Origin of the sequence: Lentilactobacillus otakiensis DSM 19908 = JCM 15040, assembly GCF_001434145.1 — a bacterium.
In the GTDB taxonomy this organism is placed as follows: Bacteria; Bacillota; Bacilli; order Lactobacillales; family Lactobacillaceae; genus Lentilactobacillus; species Lentilactobacillus otakiensis.
Genome location: NZ_AZED01000011.1, coordinates 231,802 through 248,678 on the forward strand (window position 1 = coordinate 231,802; position 16,877 = coordinate 248,678).

Sequence of the window (16,877 nt, forward strand, 5' to 3'; positions counted from 1 at the left end):
AAATATTGTGCAAATAAAAAAGCTTAGAGCAACATGTCCAAGCCATCTTCATCAACAATTTTGATTTTCGATCCGTTAGCGACAATCAGGCCTTTCTCAGACAATTGTTTGAGGGTGCGGCTAATGGTCTCTGGTGTGGTCCCCAGGTAAGTCGCAATATCTTTCTTCTTTAATGGTAGTTTAAATGGATTTTCGTCCAAGGCAGCCCCAGTTTCGACCAAATACTTGGCCAATTTACCAGCCATGTCGGCCGTCGACGAAAGCGTCTTTTCTTCCTGCAGGTTATTAATTTGCTGGCTCATGGTCGCCAAGAGGCTGACCGAGAGCTGTGGACTTTGCTGCAGTAATTTCTGAAAGGCACCCTGTTCAATTTGGCAGACGTTTGAATCAACCAACGCCGTGGCGGTTACGTTTCTCTGATCGCCATTGAACAACGCTGCCTCACCATCAAAGTCACCTGGCTGCAACACTTTAAGCAATTGTTCCTTACCATTGGCAGCGACTTGAGAAATTTTCACCTGACCAGCTTCCAAAATCATAAAGTGCCCAACTGTATCCCCGGCCAAATAAATAATTGTTCCTTTGGGATATTCGTGCTGGACCACCAATTTGGCAACTTCAATTTTCTGATCTTCAGGAAGCGTGTGAAACATTGGTACTAAGTTGACGCATTCCAAAGCTTGTTGTAAATCCATGTTAACGACCTCGCTATTCCTTCATCAGTTGTTCAAGCCATTGTCGAGTTCCGGCATCTGCCGCTTTGCTTGGATCAAAGTTAAACGGTCCAAAGACCGCTGCAACCTTTTGCCAATCAATCGACTCGTCGGTTAATAAATTAGTTTGCAGGGAGCTGGCCGGTTGGTTTTTAACTCGTTCCAACATTTCCGGGTTGTTATCGACCAACTCAGAATACGTATTGCCAGCTAAAGCCGTTGAAACAATCTCTTGCAGTTGAGTATCATCAACGGGGTCGCTGACAATGATTCGTTCAGTAAGCGGAACTGCCGGGATTTCCCGTTGAAGAAAGTGTTGAATTTCTGGCCAATCGTTGGTGATAACCCGATAAAATTGAAACGGCACTTTGTTGCCAATCCTTCGAAGCGTTTTGCCCAAAATGTCGGTCAATTGCCAATTCTGATCGATTGGTGTATCCGCCAACATTTCTTGAAGAAATCGCTGAACAGTTTCCTTGTGAATCCCTTTCAAACGTTTCTTCAATGTTAATCCATAACGAACCAGAACAAAATTCTCGAACTCATCAGGATGGATTGTTCGCCCTGCTGGTTGGTGCATTCGTTTCCGAATCGCTTTGATTTGTTTCATCTTACTGGATCGTGCAAATCTGCCTTGCTTAACCATAACTATTCACCACTCACTTTTCTTATTAATTTCATTATACCGATGAAACCCGGTTTTCCCTAATCATTAAACAGAATTTCACTGATTCACCACTCCGAACAAATTAATTGGCATATACAGGTAGTTGGTCGCCATTTACACAATCATTACATTCATTTAATGGGAAACGGTCTTTTTTAACTTTAACGTGTTTGTAACAAGTTGGAAAATTCATTGAATTACCACGGCCGTTCATTGTCACACTTTTGTCTTATTTGTAAATGCGGTTGACGGTTATTTCAGATCTGATATTATACTTGCGTGATTGATTGTTACACGTTCACATTACTCATCAATCATCTTCCAAAATTCTTCGCAGTATTCAAGTTGTGTTCCGGAACACACAAATTAACATCCAAGCAATCATTTATCAATTTTGGAAGTCAGGCATTCGTCTCATTCGTGAACGAAATTCTAGACACAGTAATCTAAAAGGTGGTCATTACAATCAAACAGAGTTTATTAACATTATCCGTCGTTGCAGGCGTTTTAGGTTTCACCGGCGTCGCTGCCAGTGCAAGTACTTACACCGTTAAGTCAGGCGACACGTTGGCTGAAATCGCCGCTCAACACAATTCAAGTGTGGACGGAATCGTTAAGCAAAATAAAATTGCCGACAAGAATTTAATCATGGTCGGCCAAAAGTTGGAAATTGGTAAAACTGCTAAGAAAGCGACTGCCAATAAGGTCAACAAAAAACATTTCAAGACTTCAACTTCAATTAACAAGGGATCAGCCCACGCAGCAGTGGTCACTTCCCAATCATCATCAGACAGTTCAACAAGCGATGCAACCAGCAGTGCAACCACAACACCAGCAGCATTCCAATCACAAGGTGTGATTTACCAAAACGGTAAAAAGTGGACGTATTACACAGGTGCAGCATTTGCTGACGGCACCACCAATCACGGTGGCTATGACGCCAACGGCTACCTAATCGTAGCAGCTCCAATGGATGTTCCATTCGGCACTCACGTCCAAACGCCATTAAGTGAAGGCGTGGTCCATGACCGCGGAACTGCGATTGTTGGGAATCATTATGACTTGGTAATGCCATAGAGTGTGAGTCAAGCCGGTTAGCTTCCGAGCATTTATTTAATAACGAGTTCTGATGCGGATTTCGCATCGGGACTCGTTATTGGATAAATGCTCGGAAGCTGGCTTGGGGAACACGTTTAGAGTGTGACGAGACCCGGGAGATGCGGTTTCTAAGAGTGCTTTTCCTGAAACCCAGGTTTTGGGTTTTAGGTAAAGCACTCTTAGAAGTTAGCATCTGGGTCGTCGGAACACGTTTCGGCTAGATTCCAGTGAACCGTCGGCATAATTCAAAATAAAAAACCAAAAAATACCAGCAAGCCATCCTCAAAAAAGGATCACTTGCTGGTATTTTTCATACATATCATAATCCATAAGGGAATTGTTTACATTTCCCAAAAGATCCACTCACAATCACCCACCTCCAACCAATAAAGGTTAAACTCTCAATCAATAGGAGGTCATTCAAATGAAAATGAAATCTAGCCCAATCACCCAACACACCATTCTGCGTACGAGTTTATCACTACTAGCGTTAGCACTTTTGGCTGTCGGCATTTGGGCAACAACCCTACTCGTCTTAACCAATAAGATCACTTTATCTTTAGTCATCGTCTTAGTTGGCGGCTGGGTCGTCCTCGGCTGTGTAGGTGCCTGTATCATCATCCTTTGGCAACTCGTTCAGCATTCTCAGAGAATACCATTGGCAGTCCAACGTTTGCATTGGTTACTTGGTGTGATAACGATTATCATTGCAGCCATCAGCCTAACATTTGCCTATATCTGGGCTCAGTCCGGCGATGCCCCTGGTCTGATATTCATTGGCCTATTTCTGAGTGCGATGCCATTTGCATGTTGGATTTTAGTGAGCGTTTGGCAGGTAACATTGGAATCGAATGCCAAGTCTTGAATTCGATCCTCTTTAACGGTCGAAATCAGGCTGCCCATATCCTCAATCCGTTTCATCTCGGGATGCGCTTCAAGCTCTTTTTGAACCTCAGCTGAGATGGTCCCCAGAACCAACGTCAAAAATTCTTCTTCCTTGGGTTTCAGTGTACCCTCAATCTGTTGATTCATTGAAATCAACTATTTACTGAGAATATAAAGATAAAGTATTGCCTGGACCCACTTTTAAGATACCAATAATTCCAACGTAACAACCGTTAAGATGTTGTTACGTTGGAATTATTATTTGTTATTCACTAATGAGATAATTAACCATAGTTTCAACAATTTGTTTTGCCGACAAATATCCAACAGCTTGTTCGTCAAAAGTTACTCCAAGAGTCAATGAATTCTGGAGAGTGATTACCCCAATTGTAAAAGCGGCGTTGGGAACTTTAGGCGGAAAAAAGAAGCAATCGTAAAGGTATTTATTTTCAGTAAAATCATTTACTCTTCCCAAATTGGATAGGCCTGTCACTTGCGGATTGCCGGTGAGCCCGAGCATTTTTGCAACTTTGAAGGATGTTTTGTTTGCATCATTCCCATACGCCGTGAAATAAAGGCTATCAATCAAGTTGGGGTCCATCCGCGCGTACAGGTTCATAAGTACCCATCGCTTTTTATCAGAACTTGTTTTTCGTTGTATATCTTTCCGGATGATTTTGGCATTCTCCCAAAAGCTTCGAGTATCGTCTAGCTTTGCCTTAATGGTGATAGCAGATGCAAAATTTCCTAAACTATCTACCGGATTAAATTTTAATTCACCGCGAATATTAATTGGGATAGCAATTTCTTGTTGCTCATTCGCAAGTTTAGGGTGATGCTTTTGCTGAGCTAATATTAATGCAGTAGTAAGAGCATCATTAACCGATACTCTATACTTATGGCAATTCTTTATTAATATGAATAATTTACCGCGAGAAATATCGCTTGTCAGCAGTGCTGACTTATGTTCTTGAACAAATTCAGAATGTAATAGCCTGAATTCACTTTGAGAATAGATATCTGGGTGTTTACGCCAATCACGGTTCCATTTTTTTATTAATAAGTCCATCATCATTGAACTTTTAGCTGATTTTGGAAAATCATTTATTCCTTGAATCAATCTCTGATTGTGAACAGGTACTTCGGCGCCAAAGTAAATCAGGGAAAAATCCTTTAGAAGATTAAAAATAGCTAATCCGTCTCCTAATAAATGATGAGCTACAATTAAAAGATCAAAATCATCTTGCTTTTGAAAAACGAAATATCTAACTAAGGGATCCGTGTCTAAATTAAAATAGTGGTCTTTCTCTCGCTCTGCAACATTTAACCACGTGGATTTTTCTACAATCGTAAAATCGTTTTTCTTAACCTCTCCACATTGGTAATAGGCATTGCCGATTTTATCAGTTTTGATATTCGAAGTTATCAAAGGATGAACTTGCCTCAATTTACGAATGGTTTCTTCAAATCTTGATAAATTGAAAGATGCCCCTACAGTTGCCTTCATCATTATATTTATTGATGGATTTCTTAAATGAGGTCGTTCAGTTAATATCCTCATCCTTCGAGAACGTTCTTTGCACATTATTGGCCCTGCCTTCCTCAACTTAGATTTTTTGTCAAAAAATGGTACCACTACTAACAACCGGTATGAGCGTTGGGTTAACTTAATTCCGAATTTTGTTTAGGGATTCTTTATGCTATTCTCTGTCAACAATGCCAAATTCAATCATATTCAGATATTGTTTAACTTCATCCACCAGTGCGTCCATATCTTCGATCTTTTTCATTTCCGGATGGGCTTCAAGTTCCTTCTGAACCTGGCTGAGGAGGATGGTTAAAACCATTCCCAAGTATTCCTGAACTTTGTTGGGGTCTAGGTCCTTTCTAATTTTCATCTTTTTGATGACTTTACCTAAAACATAATTTTTCATTGCCTGCTGCCACTGATTAAAAGTATCGAAAACCTGTTTGCGAACTTGCGGTGGAATCATTGTGTCCTGGGCGTATGCAAGGGTCAATAGCGCAAACTCATCCGGATATCGATGAGACAGCTCCGTCTTATATTTAGTTGCCCGAATACTCATCGTGACCAAATCATCGGATTCAGTCCAAACTTTGAGGTTTAAGACATCCTTGATGGTCGTCAGAGAATGATTAACGGCGGCAGCATAAAGTTTCTTCTTATTATCAAAGTATCTAAAGACAGATCCCTTGGATACCCCGGCATCTTCAGCAATTTTGTCGGTGCTCGCCGAATAACCATGACTTCCGAACTCATGGATGGCAGCTGTCAAAATAGCGGATTCTTTTTCAGGATCACGTGGTAATCTCTTTGCCATATTTAATCTCTCCTATCAGCTTTCCAAATCACGGTTTTTGTAGCCAACAAACCCAATAACAATCAAGACAACAGCGATTGCCAGCATCCACATCAACGGTGTTGCATTAATCGACTCGATCGGCACTTTCTTAGTCCAATAAAATGGTGAGATCTTCAGTGCCCATTTTGGCAGATCCATCAGATTACCAAAGTAGGTAATCAAGAAGGAAATCCCCAGATATGCCCAGACCAACGAGCGTAATCGTGGATAGACACCGATCAGCCCAACCATCAACGCCATGAATAAGGCAATCGATGGCAGGTTAGCTATAAATGTGCGCCAGAAGTACTTAAATGCAATTGGATGACTCATGACAACGTTTCCGGCACCCATCGCACTGATCAGAGCGACAAACAGCAGCCCTGCTGCCAATACCAAGCCAAAAATCACATACACTGCCAGCAGGTAGCTTCGGCTTTGCGGCTTGGTCATGACCATTTGCAGGTAGCCTCGGCGTTCCTGCGTCATCAAATGGTTGACGATCATCACACCGGCAATCACGGCTAGCAGACTGAAGATAATGCCCAACAGGCCGACAAATGACAGCACCTGACTTTGTTCAAGATGTCGGATACCACTTTGGCCCAGCACTTTTTGAATCGTTGGCGAAGTATTGAAGATCTTACCGATACTATTGAATACCGATCCATAGCTGGCACCCAAAACTGCCATTCCAATCATCCAGAAAATCGTCAGTGATTTTTGGTTCCAGATCAATAAAGTTGCCGGGCCACGGAGAAATCGGCTCTTACGGCTACCCGGATTGACGTGAATCACACCCGCATCAATGTCACGGTTACTATTCAGTACAACGGCTGCCAAGAATGCCAGTGCGCCCAAGACGACCAGCATCACGACCGGCCACCAGTTATTGTTGGTGTAGATTTCAGTTTTCTCCAGCCAGCCCAATGGTGAAAGCCAAGTGTAGGTTGGATTAGAAACATCCGCCATCATCCGAATTAGGTAAGCAATCCCTAAAAATGCGTAATTATACATAGAAACATTATGACTATCAGCCACCAATTGGGAGAAAATCAAGGCAATCATGCCAAATGCCCAACCCACGGCAGCAATCGCAACCGCCGACAACCAAGTGCCGTTTGCGTCACTACCAGGCATATTAGCAATCATTGTGCCAGCCCCAGTAATCAGTGCAAACAGTCCATTGGCGATCAGTAGTTCCAGGGCTGCGGCCAATAGAGGTGCCAGTCGGCCAACCGGATGACCCCCCAAGACCATTTCTGTTAAACCGGATTCTTCTTGGCCCCGGCTGGCACCAACGGCCAATGAGTAGTTGAAAATGATAATAAACAGTCCCCAGAAAACAGCCATTTCTGATGCAAAAATCAAAGCAGTTGTTAAATGACCATCGGGAACACTACCGATCAAAGCCACCATGGCTTTTGACCGCAACGTCGAACCGATTGCAGCGATTTGTTTAGTGGTGCCATATATGCCGTCAAACTTGGCAGCAACTGCCACAAATACTCCAACCAGTACCAGTAACCAAGCGAAAATTTTCACCCAGTCACGTTTTAAATTTGCTTTTAGTAAAGTCCAAGTTTGTGTGTATTGTTCCATCTTACTCACCTACTTTTTGACCATCATCTGAATGATAGTAACGCAGAAATAAATCTTCCAGAGTTGGCGGCGTTGTCCTTAGTTGGACAATCGAATTCTTCGCTAATAAATCCATCACTGCCCCGATTTCATCGGAGTCAACGGTGAATTCAGCGATCGTGTGCTGGTCATTCTTGAAGTTCAATTGATGAACGCCCCTTGCCTTGTCCAAGCCATCCAAAGGTGAAGCGGTGGTCACCGCGACCACGTTTCGGGTTAAATGCTGCATCGATTCCAGCGAACCGGTTTCAATGACTTTCCCTTCTCGAATAATTGAAATGGTGTCACACATTTTTTCAACTTCGGACAAAATGTGACTGGAAAGTAAGACACTCTTACCGTTTTCCTTAAGTTCGGCCACCCGTCGCTGGAAAATCAGTTCGTTCAGCGGATCCAAGCCGGAAGTGGGTTCATCAAAGATGTAGAGATCCACGTCCGTCGAAAATGCCGCAATTAACGCCACTTTCTGCCGATTTCCTTTCGAATAAGTCCGGTTCTTCTTGCTGGTATCCAACTTGAATTCTTTAATCAACTCATCCGTTTTGGCGGTATGCGTTTGTCCGGACATATGCAGCAGCATGTCAATCGTCTGGCCGCCAGTCAGGTTTGACCACAGATAGACATCCCCGGGAACATACGCCAGATTCTGGTGGATCTTAACGGAATCCTTCCAGGCATCCTCACCGAACACTGTCGCAGAACCGCCCGATTCTTTGATCAAACCAAGAATCACCCGAATCGTTGTTGACTTACCGGCACCGTTCGGTCCAATAAAGCCAAGGACTTCTCCGCTGTGCAGCTGCAAGTTCACGTCTTTTAAAGCGTGTACTTTGCCAAAGTTTTTCTGTAAATTTTGAACATCTAAGATCATTTTGTTATCCATGTTATTCACCCCTCAAAGCGTTTGAAAATTGCGTTTGTTCTTTAATTCGTCTTGAGTATATCATAAATGACTGAGTAGTCAATAACCACGTAGTCATTATGACCAAATGAAAAAATCAGGAGCCTTAAACTCCTGATTTCATGCGGTTCTCATTGACTATTTCAAATCCGGAACCTGTTCAATTTCATTGCCATAACGACCATTTGGATTATGCCAAGTGAAGTCGTCATACCACAAATCTCGTTTGTTTTCGTCGAGCTGATTAATTCGTTGTACATCTTCATCACTCAATTTGAAATCAAAGATATCACTGTTCTCAACAATTCGCTTTTCGTGGACTGATTTAACAACGGTCACGATGTCACGCTGCCACTCCCAACGCAGAATAATTTGGGCTGGTGTGCGGCTGTACTTCTTAGCCAATTCGTTAATAACCGGATTTTTCAAGGATTTACCTGCACCAAGTGGTGACCAGGCTTCCAATTGAATGCCATGGCTATTGTCAAAGTTCAAAATATCTTTTTCCTGTTGAGTTGGGTTGAATTCCATTTGGTTGATTGCTGGAACGATCTCGGATTCTTCCAACAATTTGGACATCCGCTCGTTATCGAAGTTGGAAACCCCGATTGCCCGAACTTTGCCTTCCTTGTAAAGACGTTCCAGAGCATGATAACTTTCCAAATAAGTGGCATCCACTGGCCAGTGAATCAAGTAAAGATCAACGTAGTCCAACTGCAAGTCAGACAATTGCTTGTCTAGGACTTTAGAAACCTTGTCGTAGTCGCCCTGCTCGCCGTTATAAAGCTTAGTGGTGACAAAGAGATCCTCACGCTTAAGGCCCTCCTGTGTCATTCCTTCTTTGATTCCTTCACCGGTACCGGGTTCATTGCCATACTCACGTGCAGTATCAATTGCCCGATAGCCATGCTTGATGGCCGTGATGACGGCATCCCGTGAATCATTATTACTGGTTTTCCAAACACCGAGACCCAAACGTGGCATCTCGACACCATTATTTAATTTGATAGTTGATTGTAATCCGTCCAAGAAAAAACATCTCCAATCTATAGTGTTGGTACACTTCAAGCATAACATATCGATTGGAATGAATGAAAATGATGTGCAAGTGAAAAAGATTGTGAAATAATTGTACACAATTGATTGCCTTAATTGCAAATTATCCGTAAAATGTGCGTATGGTTTATGAAAGGGGAACAATATGTTTATAGATAGCTTCGATCGCCTTAAGAAGGTTTACCTCAAATCCATGATCAGATATCTGATTGTCATGGCGATTGTCTGGATTGGCGTGCTCATTTATGCCAAGTTCTTCATGTCAACCGGCCAAATGGTTCATCATTTTTCATCTGGTATTGCAAAGGATCCTACCAGCAGCACTAATTTTTTGCCATTATTCTTTTGGAATCTGGGCGGCGCAGGTATGGTAATTCTTCTCGGCATCATTCCACTGCCAATTTACTGGTATTATATTCTGACCAACGCAGTGAGTGTTGGGATGGTTATCAGCATCATTGGAAATCCAATTCTAATGTTTTTGGGTGGCGTTTTACCACATGGAATTTTTGAAATTTCAGCTCAATTGGTTGCTGCAGCCATTAGTGCCCGGATCGCTTGGTATGGGATGAACCGCTTGTTTCGGCGGAAAAAACAGGAAGTTAAGTATTTCGATCTGTTGAAACAATCACTTATAGATTATTTGGTACTTGTCCTGCCGTTGATGTTGATGGCCGGAATTGTGGAAACTTATATTACACCAGTCTTTTTGAAAATGGTGATGCCACATTAGGTTGATGTGGATGTGAGTCTTGGGAGATTTTTCCTGAGGCTTTTTTGTTTTGGGTTATTTGTGGTCAATGGAGAGAAAAGCTGGCAGCGATGAACAGAGTACGTTCAGTTCGCATTATTTATTGAGGATGATGCTACAGGAATAGATGCACTTAGTTTATTCACTGCTCCCTCCGGCTTCTGAGCTATGCTCCGACGACCCAGGACCCTAAAGTACAAAATAAAACCAGCAACGATGAACAAGAACCGTTCATCATTGCTGGTTTCATCTTGTACCACGGGCCTTAATCGGGTCTCGTCGCACACTTTTATTGAAATTGCATCCCGCCATCCACAATCAATGTCTGACCAGTAACGTAGTTGGAATCCTTGCCTGCCAAGAATGATACTGCAGCAGCTACATCTTCTGGTTCTGACAAACGCTTGAGGGCGATGTCCTTTGCGAATGTTTGCATGCCCCACTCGTCGTCCTTACCGGCGTTCTGACCAACTTGGTGTGCAATGTCGAACATCATTGGTGTCTTTACGATTCCTGGTGCATAGGCATTTGCTGTGATGCCTTCTTCAGCTAAATCACGGGCAGCCACTTGGGTAATTCCACGAACTGCAAATTTAGTACCTGAGTACAGTGCCAAATTAGGGTTACCAACAACTCCAGCTTGTGAAGTGGCGTTGATAATCTTTCCGCCATGGCCTAATTTCTTAAATGCCTGGTGAGCAGCTTGAATGCCCCACAGAACGCCACCTACATTAACGCCATAGACGAGTTTGAATTGATCCGGGGTAATTGTATCGATTGGCGTTGTTGGCCCCAAACCAGCGTTATTTACGATTACATTGAAGTCGCCGAATTCATCCACGGCTTTATTGACAGCAGCAATAACTGAATCACGGTCAGAGACGTCGGCCTTGATGCCAATTGCTTCAGAGCCGTCGGGTGATAATTTTTTGGCGACCTTGTTAGCGTTGTCGATATTTAAATCAACAACGGCAACCTTAAAACCATCATCGTGAAGACGAGTAGCGATTGCTTCACCAATTCCTTGACCTGCTCCAGTAACTAATGCAACTTGCTTTGCCATAATTGTTACCTCCATTTGTGAAAATCTTTTGTACATACCTCGTATACGCTTTCATTGTACCTGATTATTGCAAACGATAACAGGAAAAGGTCGTTTGATTTTCATTGGAAAATAAAAAGCTTCTCCACACCGCATTTGGCAGGAAAAGCTTAGCTTGCTTCCGTTAAATCAACCGAGAAATGATCCCGAATCCAATATGTCAGCCCCCATGAAATAAACAGGAAAACGATCACGACCAGGTATGGCAGATGATAACTGGTATCCAGCAAAGCACCGGAAACAATTGGACCGACAATATTGCCGACACTGGTCAGTGACATATTGACACCGTTGATCAAGCCCTGTTTGGTGGCGCTCGCCTTTGTCAGTAACGTCGTAATCGCTGGTCTGATCAAGTCATAGGCAGTGAACACGATTAAGGTAGCAATAATGACTTCTAATTTGGAATGAGCTAGAATAATCCAGCCGGTTCCCAAGAATGATAATAGGAAACAATATCGAATCAACCGCTTCTCAGTCAGCCAAACCACCAGTCGATCGAACAACAGGGCTTGAAATGTCAGTGACGTCAACCCATTTAAGGTGAGAACCAGGGCAATATTGCCCATGGTAAAACCAAATACTTCATTAACGTATAGGCTGTAGATACTTTCAAATCCAACCAGTCCAAAGGATGAAATGAGAATCAAAAGGAACAACAGTCCCATCGGACCCGCAAATAATTTCTTTGCTTGATTCCAAGAGGCACGTTTTGGTGGCCGGCTTTGGGCCGGTACCGGGTGTTTGGCAGCAATCTTCTCGATTTCCTTTTCGTTGGGCAGCATGATCCACAAAGATAACATACTTAAGAATCCCAGCCCGGCTGCAAACCAGAATGGCGTTTTATAGTCGAACTTTGCCAGAATACCGCCAATGCCGGGTCCTAAAATGAGCCCGCCACTAAAGGCTGCAGACAGCAGTCCAATGACCCGCGCCCGTTGTCTGGGGGTCGTCAAATCAGCTGCCAAAGCGTTAGTGGTTGGTACCACCATGGCGGCAGACAAACCACCAATTGTCCGTGAAATATCAAACATCCACAACCAGTTGGTCATAGCAAATAGAACTTCTGAGAACATATATAGTAACAAGCCGGCAACTAGAATCGGTTTCCGACCGATCTTATCCGAAATTTGTCCAACGATAGGTGAGGCCACCAATTGTGCGATGGCAAACAGCGAGTTCATGATCCCCATGTCTGTAGCTGACAGGTGCAGTTCGTTTTTGATAAACGGCATGACCGGGAAAATTAAGCTCATTCCAATACATACCAAGAAGTTTCCAAATATCAGGACAATTATGGCGTTTCTAATTTCTTTAGACAATCGATGGCCCCCTTTCGTCTTTTCGTGGAAAGCATAAGAGCAAGTATAACGCTATAAATACGATTGTGTCCACCAGATTGAATCCTCAATCCAACAATCATCTGTTGGTAATTTTTGCCATTCTTTTGTAAACTTAGGAAAACTATACATACTCTACTTTCATAAAGGAGGCGTTTCACTTGAACGAATCAAACCACTTACCTGCTCAGATCAAAACCGTCTGGCGGATCTCGGCTCTTTTTAACACTTTGTTAGCGGCTGCAGTTGGTATCGCCGGATTAGTCATTTATCATTTTTGGGACTACCAATGGTGGTTGTACGCAGCCAGCTTCTTTTTTGTTGTCGCAATCATCGATTTCATTGTTGAAATGAGTCTGGTCCCCTACCGTTATTCATTTTGGCTGTACACCGTGACTGATGATGCCGTCGAATTGCGTTCCGGCTTTATTTTCCGTAAGCTCGTTTCCATCCCTATTGCCCGCGTACAGGATGTGACCTTGTCTGCTGGTCCAATTCTCCAATCACAGAAACTGCAAGAAGTTCGAATCACGACCGCTTCAACTTCTCATCGAATTGACGGTGTTGAACCCGTCGTCGGTGAGCAACTTCGAAAGCAAATCATGAAATTGGCGGTGGAGGTGGGGAATCATGACGTCTAACAAGCAGCATTTAAACCCACTGTCAATTCTGTACTTCATTTTTCGCCATTCTTGGGATACCATTCTGTTAATCATCATTGGATCAGGGCCAATCACCAATTGGTCAACTGCCATCGGCGTCACACCTTGGCTCGGCTTCACAGCTTTGGCCATCTTAATTGTCGGCTGGCACACCGTCCGCTACCTGTGTTTTACGTTTGAAATCAATGATGAAATGCTGACAATTAACACAGGGATCTTGGTAAAGAAGCACACTCACATTCCTTACTCCCGCATTCAAACGGTTCAGCATCAACAGTGGTTCTTCTTGGTGCCGTTTCATTTAGAAAAGCTGCAGATTGAAACTGCCGGCCACGATGATCATAGTCCAGAAGCGGTCTTGCCACTGGTTAACGAACGAATCCGAACTGAAATCGAACGCAAACGAATGGGTGATTCTTCTGTGTCAGATGACGCGACTGAAGATTTCTCAGAACGGCTCACGCCTCCAGTCAGACATGCAGATTACGAAATTAATCCCCACGAACTTAATGTGTTTGCCATGACCTCGCTGGGCGTTTTCCCTATCATTGGTGCGCTGTTTGCCATCTATGGCAAGGTTCAAGAAGCAATCCCCCAAAGGCTGATTGACTCAGTGACCAACACCATTATTCACCAATCGGCCATCATTCTAGGTGTCGTTGGTGTCTTAATCGTTGTTCTGAGTATTGCCGGCTCATATCTGACAATTGTTCAAAAATACTACAAATTTCGCCTAAATTCAGAAGACGATCAGCTTAAAACTGAACAGGGACTATTTCAACGAAATTCAGTCACCATCCCGACAGCTAGAATTCAAGCCTTACGAATCAAGCAAAATGTCATCCGCCAATGGTGCCACATTTCTACGGTTCAAGCTCTGGCGGCTTCCTCTGCTGGCGATGATGAAAAAAGTAATGACCTAATGATTCTTCCAGTGGTCAAAAACGATCAGGTTTTCGATACATTACATCCCTTTGTCAACTGGGCGCCTAAGCAATTCAGTCAACTGGACCATTTGGCAAAACGTTCCTATTGGTACTTCATTCGCAACGCATCGCTCATCAGCTTGATCGTTATCCTGCCCTGCCTGTACTTCTTCAAGGTGTGGGGCTTACTGAGTCTGCCAGTCCTGCTGATTGGCATTTTGATGGGCTGGTATTCCGCAGCCAATACTGGTTGGAAAGTTGTCGATAACCAACTGATTTTACAAGGCGGCCACTTTTTCACGCGATCCCAGTACGTCATCCCTCACAAAAATATTCAATCGTTTTTATTTGTTCAGTCGATCTGGATGACCCACACCAAATTGGCCCACATTCGGGTGAATGTTCGCCATGGTAACAGCAACCAGTTGATTGAAATTCGGTATTTGCCGGAAGTCACCGGTAAAGAAATTTTTAAGTGGCTGCAAAATAGATGATGTGATGTCGCTATAAGCGGTATACTATTAGATAACGAAATTTAGGAGGTATGTATATCTATGAGAGAATTGAACATAGGTGGTTCAAAAGTACCCGCAATCGGTTTGGGAACTTGGCACATGGGTGACAGCGCCTCAACCAGGGCCGATGAAATCAAAGCCCTTCAAGAGGGAATCCATGCTGGTGCCAGAGTCATTGACACCGCTGAAATGTATGGCAATGGCCGTAGTGAAAGCCTAGTCGGCGAAGCCATTAAGGATTTACAACGAGATGATTTATTCATCATCGACAAAGTTTTACCCTCAAACGCCTCTGCTTCCAGAATGGAACACAGTTTGGATACCAGCTTAAAGTTAGTTTGAACCGACTATTTTGATCTATACCTGTATCACTGGCGTGGTGCAGTGCCACTAAGTGAGACAATCGAAACTTTGCAACAACTCCAACAAAAAGGCAAGATCAAGCACTGGGGTGTTTCCAACTTTGATATTTCCGATATGGAAGAGTTGATGGAACTCCCTGGCGCTGATCAAGTCGCTGCCAACGAAGATCTTTATAACTTAGGCAGTCGTGGAATTGAATATAGTCTGCTTCCATGGATGCGAAAACGCAATATTCCACTTATCGCCTACACACCAGTTGCTGCAGGTGATGCCCGCGGCCGCTTAACCCATGATCCAGTCGTCAACCAAATTGCTGACAGCCATTCAGCAACCCCATGGCAAATTATCTTGGCGTGGGCAATCAGAGACGGTAATACATTGGCCATCCCTCAATCAGGTGACCCAAAGCACGCCGTTGATAATGTGAAGGCTGCCGATATTACATTGAATGATAATGAACTGGCTCAGTTGGATGTTGAATTTCCAAAGCCAACTAGTAAGCAAGTCTTAGACATGCGTTAGAGTGTGACGAGCAATGGGTGAGGCGGTTTCTAAGGGTACTTCGATTAAAGTCCCTGGGTTTGGGGCTCTAATTAAAGTGCGCTTAGAAGTTAGCCTCAGTTGCGTCGCCAAGTAGGCTAGGCAGGCTTTCAGCCGGCCGTCGAAACACGTTTCCACTAGGGAATAGTCACACCACTAAATTCCACAAAGTCAGATTCGAGCAACAACCCAAATTATGGGTTACAATGCAATTAGACAGAGTCAAGGTCTAATTGCATTTTTATTTGCAACAATTTGTAAACGCTTACCTTAATTGAAGGAGCTGATCATTATTCAATATGTTGATATTTCAAGTGGGAAAGAATACTTGAACCGGCCGATCATCACTGACAGCCTATCCAAGTTCTTTATCACGAGCCCAAAATTTACTGAACCGATTTTTTACTTTTCTCGTCCACCACAAGCGTCAGTTGTGATTGGTCTGAATCAAGATGTCTATTCGGAAGTTAATTTAAACTTTATTCGTGACCAGAAGATCCAATTATCCAGACGATTTGCCGGTGGTGGCGCCGTGTTTGTGGATCCCGGCAACCTCACGTATGTTTTTATCGACAATGATGACGGCACTAATTATGGCGATTTCAAACGCTATGCGCAGCCGGTTATCTCAACTCTCAAAAAACTGGGTGTCGATGCGAAAATGAGCGGGCGCAATGATTTAACCGTTGATGGTAAAAAAGTCTCTGGGATGTCTGCTCTCAAGATTGGCGATCGGTTCTTGTGTGGCGGCACGCTGATGGTTGATGTCGACTTAGCTGCTGCAGCAAAAGCATTGACACCACCAAAAGCCAAGCTGGCATCCAAAGGCATTAAATCCGTTCATAGTCGAGTCACCAACATTCGCCAATACTTCGATCCAAAATATAAGAACATCACTTTTGAAGAATTGGAGAAACGCATTCTGCTAACGGTGTTTAGAGTGACCGATATCCGTGATGTACCAACTTATACCATGACAGATGATGACTGGAAAAACGTGTTAAAGATTGCTGACGAGGCATACACCGGTGATGACTTCGTTATGGGCACCAAGCCAGATGATGATTACTTCCGTGGTCGTCATTTTGATGGTGTCGGGACGGTTGAAATCAGCTTTTCAGTTAAGAATGATGTGATTTCTCATGCCAAAATCTATGGCGATTTCAACAATCCCAACGGTGACTTGAAAGCTATCGAGCAAAACATCACCAATGTCCCATTTGCTAAAGAAAGTTTGGAAGAAGCATTCCGAATTAGCCATCTGGATGCCAACATCGGCAAAGTTTCACCTGAAGAAATGGCTGATTTGATGTTAAAGGAAAAGTACGATCTCAAATAACGAAAGGTAGATTAT

The 16,877-nt window shown here is 43.4% G+C and carries 15 protein-coding genes and 1 pseudogene; 7 read left to right on the top strand and 9 right to left on the bottom strand.

Annotation, left to right across the window (positions count from 1 at the left end; translation table 11 throughout):
* Window positions 1-23: 23 nt before the first annotated feature.
* Together FD05_RS04850 and FD05_RS04855 are read right to left on the bottom strand one after the other, a co-directional pair.
* Window positions 24-695: a Crp/Fnr family transcriptional regulator gene (locus FD05_RS04850; protein ID WP_020280732.1), complete on the bottom strand. Its 672-nt coding sequence runs from the start codon at window positions 693-695 to the stop codon at window positions 24-26.
* 13 nt (window positions 696-708) lie between these two features.
* A complete protein-coding gene (locus tag FD05_RS04855; RefSeq protein WP_020280731.1) occupies window positions 709-1,323 on the bottom strand; it encodes a hypothetical protein in 615 nt (204 codons plus the stop codon).
* Between the two features lie 510 nt (window positions 1,324-1,833).
* On the opposite strand from FD05_RS04855, the gene FD05_RS04860 reads away from it, so the two are divergent.
* Together FD05_RS04860 and FD05_RS04865 are read left to right on the top strand one after the other, a co-directional pair.
* Window positions 1,834-2,457, top strand: a complete 624-nt coding sequence (locus tag FD05_RS04860; protein ID WP_020280729.1) for a LysM peptidoglycan-binding domain-containing protein — start codon at window positions 1,834-1,836, stop codon at window positions 2,455-2,457.
* Between the two features lie 451 nt (window positions 2,458-2,908).
* Complete coding sequence (locus FD05_RS04865; protein ID WP_152436161.1) at window positions 2,909-3,343, top strand: hypothetical protein; 435 nt, start codon at window positions 2,909-2,911, stop codon at window positions 3,341-3,343.
* Between the two features lie 285 nt (window positions 3,344-3,628).
* On the opposite strand, the gene FD05_RS04870 is transcribed toward FD05_RS04865, so the two are convergent.
* From FD05_RS04870 to FD05_RS04890, 5 genes are all read right to left on the bottom strand, one after another.
* Complete coding sequence (locus tag FD05_RS04870; protein ID WP_020280727.1) at window positions 3,629-4,948, bottom strand: condensation domain-containing protein; 1,320 nt, start codon at window positions 4,946-4,948, stop codon at window positions 3,629-3,631.
* Window positions 4,949-5,063: 115 nt separating this feature from the next.
* A complete protein-coding gene (locus FD05_RS04875) occupies window positions 5,064-5,705 on the bottom strand; it encodes a TetR/AcrR family transcriptional regulator (protein ID WP_020280726.1) in 642 nt (213 codons plus the stop codon).
* 15 nt (window positions 5,706-5,720) lie between these two features.
* Complete coding sequence (locus FD05_RS04880) at window positions 5,721-7,328, bottom strand: ABC transporter permease (protein ID WP_020280725.1); 1,608 nt, start codon at window positions 7,326-7,328, stop codon at window positions 5,721-5,723.
* A 1-nt stretch (window position 7,329) separates the two neighbouring features.
* Window positions 7,330-8,250 (bottom strand): ABC transporter ATP-binding protein, encoded by a 921-nt coding sequence (locus FD05_RS04885; RefSeq protein WP_020280724.1) that lies wholly within the window; start codon window positions 8,248-8,250, stop codon window positions 7,330-7,332.
* Window positions 8,251-8,406: 156 nt separating this feature from the next.
* A complete protein-coding gene (locus FD05_RS04890; protein WP_020280723.1) occupies window positions 8,407-9,252 on the bottom strand; it encodes an aldo/keto reductase in 846 nt (281 codons plus the stop codon).
* Between the two features lie 217 nt (window positions 9,253-9,469).
* Here FD05_RS04890 and FD05_RS04895 point away from each other — a divergent pair, with 217 nt between their 5' ends.
* Complete coding sequence (locus FD05_RS04895) at window positions 9,470-10,057, top strand: stage II sporulation protein M (protein WP_039932599.1); 588 nt, start codon at window positions 9,470-9,472, stop codon at window positions 10,055-10,057.
* Window positions 10,058-10,364: 307 nt separating this feature from the next.
* On the opposite strand, the gene FD05_RS04900 is transcribed toward FD05_RS04895, so the two are convergent.
* Together FD05_RS04900 and FD05_RS04905 are read right to left on the bottom strand one after the other, a co-directional pair.
* Window positions 10,365-11,138 carry a (S)-acetoin forming diacetyl reductase gene (locus FD05_RS04900; RefSeq protein WP_020280721.1) on the bottom strand — a complete coding sequence of 258 codons (774 nt, stop codon included), beginning with the start codon at window positions 11,136-11,138 and terminating at the stop codon, window positions 10,365-10,367.
* Between the two features lie 149 nt (window positions 11,139-11,287).
* The gene (locus FD05_RS04905; protein ID WP_020280720.1) at window positions 11,288-12,499 is read right to left on the bottom strand and encodes an MFS transporter; all 1,212 of its coding nucleotides are present in this window, start codon (window positions 12,497-12,499) and stop codon (window positions 11,288-11,290) included.
* Between the two features lie 179 nt (window positions 12,500-12,678).
* On the opposite strand from FD05_RS04905, the gene FD05_RS04910 reads away from it, so the two are divergent.
* The 4 genes and pseudogenes from FD05_RS04910 to FD05_RS04925 all read left to right on the top strand — a co-directional run bounded on the left by FD05_RS04910 (window position 12,679) and on the right by FD05_RS04925 (window position 16,862).
* Window positions 12,679-13,158 (top strand): PH domain-containing protein, encoded by a 480-nt coding sequence (locus tag FD05_RS04910; protein ID WP_020280719.1) that lies wholly within the window; start codon window positions 12,679-12,681, stop codon window positions 13,156-13,158.
* Complete coding sequence (locus FD05_RS04915; protein WP_020280718.1) at window positions 13,148-14,599, top strand: PH domain-containing protein; 1,452 nt, start codon at window positions 13,148-13,150, stop codon at window positions 14,597-14,599. The genes FD05_RS04910 and FD05_RS04915 overlap by 11 nt, the downstream gene beginning before the upstream one ends.
* 60 nt (window positions 14,600-14,659) lie before the next feature.
* A pseudogene (locus tag FD05_RS11660) lies at window positions 14,660-15,505 on the top strand (aldo/keto reductase).
* A 292-nt stretch (window positions 15,506-15,797) separates the two neighbouring features.
* Window positions 15,798-16,862 (top strand): lipoate--protein ligase, encoded by a 1,065-nt coding sequence (locus FD05_RS04925; protein WP_020280715.1) that lies wholly within the window; start codon window positions 15,798-15,800, stop codon window positions 16,860-16,862.
* Window positions 16,863-16,877: the final 15 nt, after the last annotated feature.

What these genes read in the sequence shown, in the direction of transcription:
- FD05_RS04895 (WP_039932599.1), top strand. Translation starts at nt 9,470, where the DNA reads ATGTTTATAGATAGCTTCGATCGCCTTAAGAAGGTTTACCTCAAATCC.
- FD05_RS04885 (WP_020280724.1), bottom strand. Translation starts at nt 8,250, where the DNA reads ATGGATAACAAAATGATCTTAGATGTTCAAAATTTACAGAAAAACTTT.
- FD05_RS04890 (WP_020280723.1), bottom strand. Translation starts at nt 9,252, where the DNA reads ATGCCACGTTTGGGTCTCGGTGTTTGGAAAACCAGTAATAATGATTCA.
- FD05_RS04875 (WP_020280726.1), bottom strand. Translation starts at nt 5,705, where the DNA reads ATGGCAAAGAGATTACCACGTGATCCTGAAAAAGAATCCGCTATTTTG.
- FD05_RS04870 (WP_020280727.1), bottom strand. Translation starts at nt 4,948, where the DNA reads ATGTGCAAAGAACGTTCTCGAAGGATGAGGATATTAACTGAACGACCT.
- FD05_RS04880 (WP_020280725.1), bottom strand. Translation starts at nt 7,328, where the DNA reads ATGGAACAATACACACAAACTTGGACTTTACTAAAAGCAAATTTAAAA.
- FD05_RS04865 (WP_152436161.1), top strand. Translation starts at nt 2,909, where the DNA reads ATGAAATCTAGCCCAATCACCCAACACACCATTCTGCGTACGAGTTTA.
- FD05_RS04850 (WP_020280732.1), bottom strand. Translation starts at nt 695, where the DNA reads ATGGATTTACAACAAGCTTTGGAATGCGTCAACTTAGTACCAATGTTT.
- FD05_RS04855 (WP_020280731.1), bottom strand. Translation starts at nt 1,323, where the DNA reads ATGAAACAAATCAAAGCGATTCGGAAACGAATGCACCAACCAGCAGGG.
- FD05_RS04915 (WP_020280718.1), top strand. Translation starts at nt 13,148, where the DNA reads ATGACGTCTAACAAGCAGCATTTAAACCCACTGTCAATTCTGTACTTC.
- FD05_RS04900 (WP_020280721.1), bottom strand. Translation starts at nt 11,138, where the DNA reads ATGGCAAAGCAAGTTGCATTAGTTACTGGAGCAGGTCAAGGAATTGGT.